General features: G+C 71.6%; 10 protein-coding genes and 2 pseudogenes. 5 read left to right on the top strand and 7 right to left on the bottom strand.

Annotated features, from left to right (window positions below):
* Positions 1-244 precede the first annotated feature (244 nt).
* The 6 genes from fbaA to ACVNF4_RS05500 form a co-directional block, all read right to left on the bottom strand.
* On the bottom strand, positions 245-1276 hold the full coding sequence (fbaA, locus tag ACVNF4_RS05525) for a class II fructose-bisphosphate aldolase (protein ID WP_355877667.1): 1032 nt from the start codon (positions 1274-1276) through the stop codon (positions 245-247).
* 141 nt (positions 1277-1417) lie between these two features.
* The gene (gene pyrE / locus ACVNF4_RS05520) at positions 1418-1966 is read right to left on the bottom strand and encodes an orotate phosphoribosyltransferase (protein ID WP_461801519.1); all 549 of its coding nucleotides are present in this window, start codon (positions 1964-1966) and stop codon (positions 1418-1420) included.
* Positions 1967-2104: 138 nt separating this feature from the next.
* Positions 2105-2893: an aldose epimerase family protein gene (locus ACVNF4_RS05515; RefSeq protein ID WP_461801518.1), complete on the bottom strand. Its 789-nt coding sequence runs from the start codon at positions 2891-2893 to the stop codon at positions 2105-2107.
* A gap of 402 nt (positions 2894-3295) precedes the next feature.
* Positions 3296-4519 carry an SRPBCC family protein gene (locus ACVNF4_RS05510; RefSeq protein WP_461801517.1) on the bottom strand — a complete coding sequence of 408 codons (1224 nt, stop codon included), beginning with the start codon at positions 4517-4519 and terminating at the stop codon, positions 3296-3298.
* A 168-nt stretch (positions 4520-4687) separates the two neighbouring features.
* Complete coding sequence (locus ACVNF4_RS05505) at positions 4688-6328, bottom strand: polyamine aminopropyltransferase (protein ID WP_461801516.1); 1641 nt, start codon at positions 6326-6328, stop codon at positions 4688-4690.
* Positions 6329-6552: 224 nt separating this feature from the next.
* Positions 6553-7068: a DUF2617 family protein gene (locus tag ACVNF4_RS05500; protein ID WP_461801515.1), complete on the bottom strand. Its 516-nt coding sequence runs from the start codon at positions 7066-7068 to the stop codon at positions 6553-6555.
* Between the two features lie 622 nt (positions 7069-7690).
* On the opposite strand from ACVNF4_RS05500, the gene ACVNF4_RS05495 reads away from it, so the two are divergent.
* The 4 genes and pseudogenes from ACVNF4_RS05495 to ACVNF4_RS05480 all read left to right on the top strand — a co-directional run.
* Positions 7691-7936 (top strand): hypothetical protein, encoded by a 246-nt coding sequence (locus ACVNF4_RS05495; RefSeq protein ID WP_461801514.1) that lies wholly within the window; start codon positions 7691-7693, stop codon positions 7934-7936.
* Between the two features lie 66 nt (positions 7937-8002).
* Positions 8003-9202 carry a pyridoxal phosphate-dependent aminotransferase gene (locus ACVNF4_RS05490; RefSeq protein ID WP_461801513.1) on the top strand — a complete coding sequence of 400 codons (1200 nt, stop codon included), beginning with the start codon at positions 8003-8005 and terminating at the stop codon, positions 9200-9202.
* 71 nt (positions 9203-9273) lie between these two features.
* Complete coding sequence (locus ACVNF4_RS05485; protein ID WP_461801547.1) at positions 9274-9456, top strand: type II toxin-antitoxin system Phd/YefM family antitoxin; 183 nt, start codon at positions 9274-9276, stop codon at positions 9454-9456.
* Positions 9457-9465: 9 nt separating this feature from the next.
* A pseudogene (locus ACVNF4_RS05480) lies at positions 9466-9621 on the top strand (type II toxin-antitoxin system YoeB family toxin); the annotation flags it as partial.
* 47 nt (positions 9622-9668) lie between these two features.
* On the opposite strand, the gene ACVNF4_RS05475 reads toward ACVNF4_RS05480, so the two are convergent.
* Positions 9669-11819, bottom strand: a complete 2151-nt coding sequence (locus ACVNF4_RS05475; protein ID WP_461801512.1) for an IS1096 element passenger TnpR family protein — start codon at positions 11817-11819, stop codon at positions 9669-9671.
* A 237-nt stretch (positions 11820-12056) separates the two neighbouring features.
* On the opposite strand from ACVNF4_RS05475, the pseudogene ACVNF4_RS05470 reads away from it, so the two are divergent.
* Positions 12057-12367: pseudogene (locus ACVNF4_RS05470) on the top strand (ATP-dependent helicase); the annotation flags it as partial.

Below are 12367 nucleotides of genomic sequence, written 5' to 3'. Positions count from 1 at the left end.
TGAAAAGACCCCCCAATGGTCTTCGCTGCCCCGCAAGTTGGGGCGTGCCCCGAGAACCGGGGTGCGGTGATCGCAGCCTATTGCATGGCTATGACAACCCGTCCACAGGATTCCCACAACGGCCGGTTCGCCACGCACGGCACAGCCTCACCCCTACATCCCCCCGGGGTACGGGAAAGGCCCGGGACCGCCCCCTGGGGGACAGTCACCGGGCCCGGCCCGTCATACCCGTAGTACGGGCGAGCTACTTGATCCGCGTCCCCGCCGACCGCAGGTTCTGCGTGGCCTCGACGACCCGCGCCGCCATGCCCGCCTCGGCCAGCTTGCCCCAGGTACGGGGGTCGTACGTCTTCTTGGAGCCGACCTCGCCGTCGACCTTCAGGACGCCGTCGTAGTTCTGGAACATGTGCGCCGCGACCGGACGCGTGAAGGCGTACTGCGTGTCCGTGTCGAGGTTCATCTTGATGACGCCGTTCTCCAGCGCGGTCGCGATCTCCTCCTCGGAGGAGCCGGAGCCGCCGTGGAAGACGAAGTCGAACGGCTGCGAACCGGCCGGCTTGCCGAACTTGGCGGCGACGCCCTCGTTCAGCTCCTTCAGCAGGTCGGGGCGGAGCACGACGTTGCCCGGCTTGTACACGCCGTGCACGTTGCCGAACGACGCGGCGAGCAGGTAGCGGCCCTTCTCGCCGAGGCCCAGCGCCTCGACCGTGCGGATCGCGTCGTCGACCGTCGTGTAGAGGGAGTCGTTGATCTCGTGCGAGACGCCGTCCTCCTCACCACCCGTAGGGGTGATCTCCACCTCAAGGATGATCTTCGCGGCGACGGCGCGGGCGAGCAGCTCCTGGCCGATGGCCAGGTTGTCGGCGAGGGTCTCCGCCGAGCCGTCCCACATGTGCGACTGGAACAGCGGGTTGCGGCCGGCCTTCACGCGCTCCTCGGAGACGGCGAGCAGCGGCCGGACGTACCCGTCGAGCTTGTCCTTCGGGCAGTGGTCGGTGTGCAGCGCGACGGTGACCGGGTACTTCTCGGCGACGATGTGCGCGAACTCGGCGAGCGCGACGGAGCCGGTCACCATGTCCTTGCTGTACTGGCCGCCGAGGAACTCCGCGCCACCCGTGGAGATCTGGATGATGCCGTCGCTCTCCGCCTCGGCGAAGCCGCGCAGCGCCGCGTGCAGGGTCTGGGTCGAGGTGACGTTGATGGCCGGGTAGGCGAACTTGCCTGCCTTCGCCCGGTCGAGCATCTCGTTGTAGACCTCGGGGGTTGCGATGGGCATCTGTCCGCTCCTTGGGTGTGCGGGTGGGCGTTCTGCGTACTACGGCCCTGACCTAAACCTGGGGTATGACGTCGTCGTCGTCCCCATCTTTCCAGACATGGCCCGATGCTCCGGAAGGTGTAGCCGGTTACCTCTCAGGTATCAGTCCAGGCCCAGCTCGTCCTTGGAGAAGGCGAAGAGGTACGGCACTCCCGCGCCCTCCTGGATCTTCTCGGCGGCGCCGGTCGCGCGGTCGACGATCGTCGCGACCGCCACGACCTCGGCGCCCGCCGCGCGGACCGCCTCCACCGCCGTCAGCGGGGAGCCGCCGGTCGTCGAGGTGTCCTCGACCACCAGCACCCGCCGCCCGCGGATCTCCGGCCCCTCCACCTGCCGCTGCATGCCGTGCGCCTTCGCGGCCTTGCGGACGACGAAGGCGTCGAGCCGCTGCCCTCGCGCGGCGGCGGCGTGCAGCATCGACGTCGCGACCGGGTCGGCGCCCATGGTGAGCCCGCCCACCGCGTCGAACTCCAGCTCCGCCGTCAGGTCCAGCAGCACCTGGCCGACCAGCGGGGCGGCCTCACCGTCCAGGGTGACGCGGCGCAGGTCGATGTAGTAGTCCGCCTCCAGGCCCGAGGAGAGCGTGACCTTGCCGTGCACCACGGCCTTGTCCTTGATCTGTTGCAGCAGCTCAGCACGTACGTCCGTCATGGCGAACAGCTTAGAGGCGGGGGCCGCGGGGGTCGGCCGGGCCTCCGCGGGGCGTGGCTCTCGGGTAGGGGTGACCTGGGGTGGAGAGGTGGGCGTCCCGCTGAGGTCGTACGGGTACGGGTCGGGGTCGTACGGGTACTACAGGCGCCGCCAGGTCCAGGTCGTCGACGCCTCCAGCGGGTCCACCGGGGTGACCAGGCGCGGGTGCGTGTTCAGGCCGTTGGGCGGGCCGGTCTGGGGTTCGACGCAGACTGCGGACTCCTGCTCGTCGTAGACCACGACCCACTGCTCGCGGCTGGTGACCTTCAGCTCCAGCTCGTCCGGCCAGGTCAAGGTCACGCCGACGCCGTCCGGCATGCCGAAGCAGTCGTCCCAGGGGCCGGGCTTACGGTCGATCCGGTTGCCGGTGGGGAGGTGGTCGTCGCCGCGCTCCTCCTGCCAGGCGGGGTCGAAGGCGAGCTGGACGTCCGCGCCTCCCAGGGTGCGGTTGAACCAGGGGTGCCAGCCGATCTGGGCCGGGAAGGAGTCGTCGTACGTCTCCACCGACATGGTCAGGGTCAGGGCGTCCTCGGTCAGGGCGAACACCTGGGTGATACGTCCGGGGTAGGGCCAGGGAGCTACGAGGTCGTACGTGAGGACCGCCTCGTCGGCCGTGACGCGGGCGATGTCCCAGGCGCCGGCCCTGGCGGTGCCGTGGATGGCGTTCGGAGGGGCGTTGAGCGGCATCTGGTGCGTCGTGCCGCCGTTGCGGAACTTTCCGTCCCTGATCCGGCCGCACCACGGGACCATCGGGAAGCAGCCGAAGCGCTCGCCCTGGCGGAGGAGTTCGACGCCGTCGACCTGGAGGGAGGCCACGCGGGCGCCGTTGGCGGGGTGCAGGGTCGCCTGCGCGGAGCCGGCGGTCAGGGTGATCTCTTCGTTGCTCACAAGGGATGACAGTACTGGGGTGGTACGGGGGTTACGGGGTGGTGGGTGGGGTGGAGTGGGCGTCGGGGTGGGGGTGTTCGGGGTGGCTGGGTCGGTGGTGGGGGTGAGGATCGGAGGGGTGGGTGCGGGTTGGGGGTGGCTGGGGTAGGGGGTGTTGTCGCTTGCCCGCGCTGGCGGGGTGCCTCCCCCAAGCTCTTCGAGCAGGGGGACCCCCAGCCCACCCGTGCCGCCCCTAGCGGCACGACTGCCCGCAGCTGGGGCGGGGAGGAGGGGCTGCGGGTGCGTGAGGGCCGCGCGACTGCCCACAGCTGGGGCGAGGGAGGAAACGGCGGCTGCGAGTACGCGAGGGCCGCGCGGCTGCCCGCAAGCTAGGTGGCACCGACGCCGCGTTCGTCCGTGTGGTCAGCGGCGTCTGCGCAGTACTCGGCCCACCACTACCGCCGAGACCACGGCGAGGGCTGCTGCGGGGGCGGCCCAGCGGAGGGTGTTCGCCGGGGTGAAGGTCTGGGGGGCCGGGACTGGGGCGTAGCGGCCTCTCGGTGGGGCGTGGTCGACCTCTTCCGCGCTTCGGCCGATCATCGTGCGGCGGGCGTGGGCGGCTTCGGCCGGGGGGTCCAGGGGGTCGAGCGCGGACGGGGGGAGGTCGGTTTCGAAGATCGTGGGCGGGAAGGGGGGTTCGGGCTTCCGCTCGGGAGTGGGGGTCGGCTTGGGCTCGGGGTTCTGCTTCGGGTCACGGCCTTGCTGGAGGTCAGGGGCCTGCCGGTGATCGGGGGCCTGCTGGATGTCGGGGCCCTGCTCGGCCTTGCCATCCCGCTCGACTCCACCGCCAGCCTCGCCATCCCACTCAGCCCCACCGTCCAGCTCGCCCTCGCCGCCAGCCTCGCCACTCCGCTCGACTTCACCGCCCAGCCCAGCCTCGCCACTCCGCTCAGCCTCACCGCCCCGCTCGACGTCCGGCCGCTGCACGACGTCCGGCCCCTGCTCGGCGTCGGGACCCTGTTCCGCGTCCAGCCCCTGCTCGGCGTCCGGACCCCGACCGGTGTTCGCCGAACGCTGCCGCTCCGGTTCCTGCGTCGCCTGCGGGTCGTGTGCCCCGTCCAGTTCCGGTTCTCGTGCCGGAGGCGGCTCTTCCGACCTCGACCCCGACCCCGACTCCGCCCCCGACGCGGCCCCCGCCCCCGCCCCCGTAATACCCAGGTTCCCCCCGAACCGGCTCAACAGACGGGCCACTGCCGCAGTGACCGTCTCCGCCGGGAGTTCCGTGATCCGGCCCTCCACCCGTGCCGTGCCGGTGAACCTCAGGGTCGTACCCGTGGTCGCCCCCGTGGCCGAACCCGTAGGGGTCTCCGTGAGTACGAGCGTGAGGGTGAGGTGGACCTTGCCGGTGCCCCTGGCCTCCGCCGCGTCCGCCCGGAGGGTGTACGTGCCGTCGACGGCCGGTGATACCTGAGCGGTACCCCGGTAGGTGATCGTGTGGCTGCCGACGCGGACCTTCAGGCGGCCGGCGATCGGGGGCGTACCCGCGTCCTGCTGGAGGCCGGGGACCGCGCGGGCCACCTGCGCGGGGTCGGCGAGGGCCGCTCGCAGCCGCTCCGCCGAAACCGGAACGAACACCTCTTGCTCCATGTCGGTGGAGCCTACCCACCGGTTCGGGAAAAGCACCCCCGGAGAGGGGGATTCGCTCCGGTGGGCCGACGGCTGGTCGAGGCGGGTTCCGGACGCCCGGAGTCGAAGGCGGCAAGGACTCCATCCCCGGCCCCGAGCCACCCCCACCTCAACCCCCACCCCGTACCCCTAATACCTGGGATGGACCAACGTCGATACCCGCGCCCCCTCCACCCGCGTCGCCGCCGCCTCCCGCGCCCCCAAGGCCAGCGCCTGCGAACTCAGCGTCCTCGGGCGCGGCGCGCGCGGGTCGAGGGCGAGGACGGGAGCCCGGGGCCCCGCCGAGGCCAGCAGGAACCCCCAGTCCTTCGGCGCCCGGGAGCGCGCGGTCGTACGGTCGGGCCCCGCCGCGAACCCGGAGCCGCTGCCGGACACCCGGTAGGGGACGGTCACCAGCCCCGCGGCCCGTATCGTCGCGTCGACGGTCCAGAAGACCCGGGACCGGGTGGTCACCGGCCCCGCGTGGACGACCAGCCGCCCCCCGCGTGCGAGAGAGCGCCGCGCGAGGCCGTAGAACTCCTCCGAGTACAGCTTGGTGCTGGCGGTGATCCCCGGGTCGGGCAGGTCGGCGACGACGACGTCGTACGTGCCCGGCGGCGTCGTCCGCAGGACGTGGAAGGCGTCCCCGACGGTGACGTGGACGCGGGCGTCGCCGAGGGCGTGGTCGCCGAGGCCGGAGAGGGCCGGGTCGGTGCGGGCGAGGCGGACGAGCCCCGCGTCGAGGTCGACGACGTCGACGCGCCGGACGCCCGGACGGGTGAGGACCTCGCGCGCGGCGAGCCCGTCCCCGCCCCCGAGGACCAGGACGCGCGCATGGGACCCGTACATCGCGGGATGGACGAGAGCCTCGTGATACCTCCGCTCGTCCCGCCCGCCGACCCGCAGCCGGCCGTCCAGGTAGAGCCCCAGGGGATGCCCCGGAGTACCCCCCGTGAGGACCACCTCCTGGACGTCGGTCTGGAGAGCCACGCGGACGTCGTCCCCATACACCGCGTGGCGGGCTGCCCGCTCGAAGTCGTCCACGAGGACGGCCGCGGCGGCGAGGACGCCGAGCACGGTCACGTTGGCGACGAGCAGCAGCCAGCGTGCCCGGCGGGTCAGGTCGCGCCGGAACAGGCCGAGGATCAGCGCGCTGCCGGCGACGACGTTGACGGCGCCGGTGAGCAGTGAACTCGTCAACTGCCCCAGGAACGGCAGGAGGAGGAAGGGGAAGGCGAGGCCGCCGACGAGCGCGCCGACGTAGTCCGCAGCGAACAGGTCGGCGACCGCGCCGCCCGCGTCCTGGCGGCGGATGCGCTGGATCAGCTCCATCAGGAGGGGTACCTCGGCGCCGATCAGCAGGCCGATGCCGAGGGAGAACGCGACGAGCAGCACGCGTGGGCCGTTCGCCCACAGGCCGCCCCAGTCGCCGGTCCAGGCGAACACCGCGTACAGAGCCATCGCGCTGCACCCGCCGATCAGCGCGAGCGCGGCCTCGACCGCGCAGAACCCGGCGGCGGCACGGCCCCGCAGGCGTTTGGCGGCGAGCGAGCCGATGCCCATGGCGAACACCATGACGGACAGCACGACGGACGCCTGCGTGACCGAGTCGCCCATCAAGTACGAGGCCAGCGCGACGAGTTCGAGTTCGTAGACCAGCCCGCACGCGGCGCACACGAACACGCAGGCCAGGACCAGGAACCGCCCCGTCGCCGGCCGGACGGGCAACGGGGCCCGGCCTCCCCACGGAGGCGGGGCACCGGGGGGAGCGGGCGCGTGCGGTTCGATCACGACTGCGACGTTACGTCACGGCCCCAGTACGCCATGTCACCCACACGCGTGAAACCGGAGGCCGGAGTGGTCCCATGGGTTTACGGGAGGGGGCCCGGAGGGGTCCTGACGGGCTGCTCCACCCGTGTGAGGAGGGGGAGTGCGCCGGGCGGGTGACGCCACCCGGCCCGGCGGGGATTCCACCCGAAGGTGTACGACCCCTACCCCGGAGGTACCCGCGCCCCCTACCCCACAGGTACCCGTACCCCGACCCGCGTCCGGGTCGCGACGAGCTGGCCGTCCTGCGGGTAGGCGTGCCAGGTGCGCCAGTGCACGTATCCGTCCACCCGGTGGGCCAGCAGCGCGGTGAAGGCGTGCGGGCTGCCGGGGAAGACGCCGGCGAGGCCGTGGGGGTGGTCGGAGACGAGGGCGAGGAGTTCCTGCGCCCGGCTCGCGAACCGGTCGGGCGAGAGCACCTCGACGCGGGCCGCGAACTCGTACTCCCACTCGCCGACGCGTTTGGCGACGCCCAGCGGGAGCGGGGTGCTGCTGCCGGGGATGCAGGCGACCGTCTCCGAGCAGGAGCTTTGTTCCTCCTCCAGCAGCACTTGGTGGGAGGCGCCGAGGAGCCTCAACTGGAGTTTGGTACCGGACAGTTCGAGGTCGAGCGTGGCCAGGGCCGGCAGCGGCTCGCGCCCCAGGGCCCAGGCGAGGTCGGCCGCGCGCGTGTCGGTGTAGGAGGTGGTCAGGGTCGTGAGCATGGATCGGCTCCGCAAGCACGCGAGGAAGAAGCGGGTAGGTCCGGCGCACCCCGGTCGACTCCGGGGTCCGGCCCCGGCCGGCCCGGTCTGAGAGGACGTCCGCACGGGAAGTCCGAGGGGTCCGGGGGGCTGCGTTGGTGTTTTAGAGGGAATCATGAACTGTGGTCCCGCCACAGCGTTTTTACCCAACTTCGTGCGGTTTCCATCCCTCAGAGGGCTCCACAGCTCAACTGTTCAACTACGGCGTACGCCGGGCGGGCCTGGCGTACGCGGGGCGTATGTCACATACGAGGACGCCCGCCGCGTGTCGCCACACGGCGGGCGTCCCTCTGCGGTAACCCTCGGCCCCTCGCAGGTCTCCCCGTAGCGGGTCTCCCCGTAAGGGAAACCCCGTACCTCCGAAGACCCCCGGCCCCGGCGCAGCTCAGCTGCCCCGTGTCAGCTGCCTCCGCCGCAACCGCCCCCTCCCCCGCAGGAGCTACCACCGCCGCAGGAGTGCCCTCCCCCACAGGAGTGACCCCCGTGGCCTCCGCCGTGGCCCCCTCCGGAGTCACCCCCCGAGCCGCCCCCCGAGTCACCCCCGCCGACCCACCAGCCCCCGCTTCCCGAGTCGGAGCTGTTCGTGCTGTTGCTGTTCGAGTTGTTGCTGCTGCCGCTGTACGACCGCCGCCCCGCCGCGCGCGCCTTCCTCTCGGCCCGCTCCCGGCGCCGGCTGCCGATCAGCGCCGCCGTCAGCAGGGCTCCGAACAGAACCAGCAGGATGATGCCGATGGTCATAGGCATGACGATCACCCTCCTTCCGCTTCTCAACAAGTCCCCCGAAGCGGCCCCCCTCGGGCGCCTCGCACACCGGGTGAGCGGTGCGTGACCTGGGGATGCCCGGCCGTCTCAGCAGTCAAAGCACACTTGAGGAACTCCAGAGCTTGAGCGCAGGATGACGGGCATGACCAGCAGCGCACGCCCCTTCCTCAACCGCCGCCTCGCCGAGTTCGGGACGACGATCTTCGCCGAGATGTCGGCTCTCGCGGTGCGCACGGGCGCCATCAACCTCGGCCAGGGCTTCCCCGACACGGACGGCCCCGAGGAGGTGCGCGAGGCCGCGGTGCGCGCCCTGCGCGACGGGCACGGAAACCAGTACCCGCCGGGTCCGGGCGTCCCGGAGCTGCGTACGGCGATCGCCGCGCACCAGAGCACGCGCTACGGCCTGTCCTACGACCCCGACACCGAGGTCCTGGTGACGGCCGGCGCCACGGAGGCCATCGCGGCCACCCTGCTGGCCCTCCTGGAGCCCGGGGACGAGGTGGTGGCCCTGGAGCCCTACTACGACTCGTACGCCGCCTGCATCGCCATGGCGGGCGCCCGCCGGGTCCCCGTGACCCTGCGCCCCGACCCCGAGGCGGCCCGCTTCCGCCTGGACCTGGACGAGCTGCGCGACGCGGTCACCGACTCGACACGACTGCTTCTGATCAACACGCCGCACAATCCGACCGGAACGGTCCTCACGCGCGCGGAGCTCACGGCGATCGCCGAACTGGCGGTGGAACGGAACCTCCTCGTCGTCACGGACGAGGTGTACGAGCACCTCGTGTACGACGACGCCGAGCACATCCCGCTGGCGACCCTCCCGGGGATGCGCGAGCGGACGGTGACCATCGGGTCGGCCGGCAAGACGTTCTCGTTCACCGGGTGGAAGGTCGGCTGGGTGACGGCGTCCCCGGAGCTGACCGGCGCGGTCCGCTCGGCGAAGCAGTTCCTCACGTACGTCAACTCCGGGCCCTTCCAGTACGCCGTCGCCGAGGCGCTCGCCCTCCCGGAGTCGTACTTCACGTCGTTCCGCGCGGACATGCGCAGCAAGCGGGACCTGCTGTCGGCGGGCCTGCGGGAGGCCGGTTTCGGGGTGTTCAGCCCGGCCGGCACGTACTTCGTCACCACCGACATCCGGCCGCTCGGCGAGAGCGACGGCTTCGCGTTCTGCCGCGCGCTGCCGGAGCGCGCGGGGGTCGTCGCGATCCCCAACGCCGTCTTCTACGACCGCCGCGACCAGGGAGCACCGTTCGTCCGGTTCGCCTTCTGCAAACGCACCGAGGTACTTGCGGACGCGACGGAACGGCTCCGCAAGGCATTCGCGCACTGACCGCTGCCCCACTGGGCCGATCGCCACAGCCCCCGTCGCTTGCCGCACCGCAGGCTCCCACGTACAACTTCCTGTACGTGGAAAAGGGGTCGACACATGAGCCGGTCGTCATCGTCTCCCTTGAGGACTACGAGTCCCTGAAGGAGACGGCGTACTTGTTGCGGAGCCCGGCGAACGCCCGACGCCTGCTCGCGTCCATCGACGAGCTGGAAAGCGGCGGCGGCACCGTACGCGAGCTGGCGACCGACGCATAGCGGCCGCGAATGAAGATCACCTTCTCCTCTCGCGCGTGGGAGGACTACCTGTGGTGGCAGCTTCAGGACCGGAAGGTCCTGAAGCGCATCAACACACTCGTCGCGGACGTCGCCCGGAACGGCAACGAGGGGATCGGCAAACCGGAGCCCCTCAAGCACGGGTTCGCTGACAGGGGCCCAGGAGTGGCCCCGGGGCCGGGCACAGCCCCACCTCATCGTCGGTGCTGGGATCCGGCTTTGGCCGCAGACCTGCGCAGTCGCTTGGCCAGCGCCTTGTCCTGAGCCCTCAGCAGCCGCCCCGCCGCTTCCAGAACGGCCCCGGTGGCAGGGTGGCCGCAGCGCCACAGATCGTCGGCGGCCTGTTCCAGCAGCGGCAGCACCCGGTCGCCTTCCTGGTCCAGGAACATGGCAAGTGCCTCGTCCGCCACTCCGAGCGGCCCCCACAGATGGTCCACGAGCCCCCACAGCTGGAGTTCCGGGCCGTGTCCCCCGGGGATCTCACCACGGTCGGCGAGCGCGATCGCCGCGGTCTCGGCGCAGCCGGGGACCCCAGAGGCCGCGGCTTTGCGCAGGACGGCGAGCGCTCGCGGTTCATCGAGTTCCGCGAGCACCGGCGCGGCGGCAAGGCGGCGGAGGGCCGCATCGGCTTCCAAACCCGCGCAGGCGTCGATGAGCTGGACCGCGGCCGGACCCTGGCCCCGATGACCGATCCAGCCGGTGATCTCGGAGTGGGCGGCCTCCTGGCCGTAGTCGAGCAGGGCGTCGAGCAAGGTCGGGGCATCCGCGTCGGCCAGTTCGCCGATGACAGGAGCGTGGAACCCCTCGGCGAGCAGGTACTCGCGCAGTCCGTGGCGTCCCAGCGGAGTGAGTCGGAGCCGTGTCCCGGCCGGCGAAGTGCCCTCGCCGTCCGCTGCGCTCGCCTCGATACCGAGGATGCCGAGGAGGACGTGATCCCGCCGCCGGCTCGTCTCCGGGCCGTTCTCGACCTCCGCCGCCTGGTACTCGGCGAGGACAAGGGCCACCTGGTCGAGGATCTGTAGGAGGAACAGTTCGACCAGCCGTGCCTCCTGCTTCGGGAGCCCCTCGCGGAGTGCGCCGACGAGCAGCGCGCTGTCCAGCCATTCGCCGTCGGGAACCTCGTACAGTGCCCGCAGCACCACCGTCGGCAGGCCGTGGCCGTCCTCGTCCTCCATGTCCAGCGCGCCCAGCAGCACCGGGGACAGGCCGAGGTTCCCGAGGTCGTTCAGATCGTCGAGTTCGTCTTCGAGCGCATGGCACCAGAGTTCCAGCACTCCCTCGTCGTCCGCGGCGGCGGGCAGGCCGGTACCGGGGTGGGCGACGCCCTTGCCGATCTCCACCAGGTCCCCGTACACGGCGAGCTGCCAGGGGCCGTCCAGGCAGGGCAGGTCTCCGGAACTGCGCAGACGGGCCAGCCGCTGGTCGCGCTCCTCGGGCCGGAGTGCGCTCAGTTCGTCGTCCTGGGTCCAGAGTGCGAGTTCCCGCACGGCCTGGCGGCCCAGCGCGGGCTTGAGCACGTCCCGGGACGTGACGGCTCGTCCGTCCTCGCACCAGTGGGCCAGACGGAGGGCGGAGGCGATCAGCGGCACCTGCCGGGCGGACGCGGCGAGTTCCGCACGTGGTGCCAGGGACACGGGTCGCATCGGAACGGACTCCATGTCGAAGTCCTCGCCGTCGTGGACCTCGCCGCAGGAGCAGCGCCGCCCGCTGCGGGCGGCTTCGGCCGGGTCCGGTGCCGGGGCGGCCGTGGGCGGCCTCGGGTCCAGTCCGGCCAGTTCCCGGTCCAGGACGTCGCGGTCGAAGCGGGCCGGGTCGAAGCCCTCCTCGCGCAGGGTTTCCACCAGATCGGTCCACGGCTCGGGGGCCGGTTCGCCACGGTCCACGACGGCGTCGAGTACGGCTTGCAGCCCCCAGGCTCCGCCGATGTCCTCGGCAAAGGGCATGGCGCGGCGACCGCCAGAACAGCGGACGCGCCGATCGGGGGTGGACGTGGGCAGGATCTTCTCCAGCGTGATCAGGTGCCGCCAGTCGTCGCCGAAGTCGTAGGTGTACTCCAGCCGGCCGCCTTCGTCGGGCAGCACCTCGGCCACGGTCACGGACTCCTCGTCGGCGTCGCGGAAGGGATCGCGGTCCAACGGTGCGTCCCAGTCGACGAATTGGCGGCCTGAGGCAGGTTCGGTGAAGGAGTGCAAGTGAGAGTCGTCCCAGCCGAAGCACACCTGGATGATGTCGTGCAGGCAGCCGAGTGAGGTGTCAGCGGGCAGGGTGACTCGGCGCCAGATCGGCGGGCTGGTGTCTCGCAGGGAGATCTTCAACTGGTAGGTCGGCATGGGCTCGGCGGTCACGGCAAAGGGTTCCCTCGGGGCGGAGGCGGGTTCCGGCACCGGTGACGGGCTGCGACGGCGAAAGGGTCGCTCCGGTCTCTGGCGGGTGCGGGTGACATCTTTCCGCATTGCGCCGAGCGGGCGGAACACTTCTGGCGTTCCCTGCCCGTCCGCGCGGATAGCCTTGACCCGCCGAGGGCTCGTGGGCTACCCGCGCCCTCCCGAGCAGTTACGAAAGCCTGGCCAGGAGTGGGTGTGGTGGCGAAGGTCTACCCGTCGGCGGAGCCCGAGTCGGTGACTTGGGACCGGGAACGGATGCTTGCCGGATTGCCGGAGCTCGCCCTGGGCGAGGCGGTGTTCCTTCCCGGGGACCCGCCCCGGACGGGACGGATCGCGTTCTGGACGCCTGGGAGTGAGCCACCTGACCTCGGGGTGGAACCCGAGGAACTCACCGTGGTCCGTCCGCACGGTTCGTCCGTGCGCCGGGCGCGCGTGGTCGCCGTGCTGCTGCCGGTCGAGCAGGCGCTGCCGCTGCTGACCCGCTGCCGGGCACTCGGCGCGGACGGCAG

It is taken from the genome of Streptomyces sp. S6, from assembly GCF_054880855.1.
Note: the sequence above shows the minus strand (reverse complement) of the source record. Positions and strands in the feature narration are given on the sequence as shown.

What these genes read in the sequence shown, in the direction of transcription:
- fbaA (WP_355877667.1), bottom strand. Translation starts at nt 1,276, where the DNA reads ATGCCCATCGCAACCCCCGAGGTCTACAACGAGATGCTCGACCGGGCG.
- pyrE (WP_461801519.1), bottom strand. Translation starts at nt 1,966, where the DNA reads ATGACGGACGTACGTGCTGAGCTGCTGCAACAGATCAAGGACAAGGCC.
- ACVNF4_RS05510 (WP_461801517.1), bottom strand. Translation starts at nt 4,519, where the DNA reads ATGGAGCAAGAGGTGTTCGTTCCGGTTTCGGCGGAGCGGCTGCGAGCG.
- ACVNF4_RS05500 (WP_461801515.1), bottom strand. Translation starts at nt 7,068, where the DNA reads ATGCTCACGACCCTGACCACCTCCTACACCGACACGCGCGCGGCCGAC.
- ACVNF4_RS05490 (WP_461801513.1), top strand. Translation starts at nt 8,003, where the DNA reads ATGACGGGCATGACCAGCAGCGCACGCCCCTTCCTCAACCGCCGCCTC.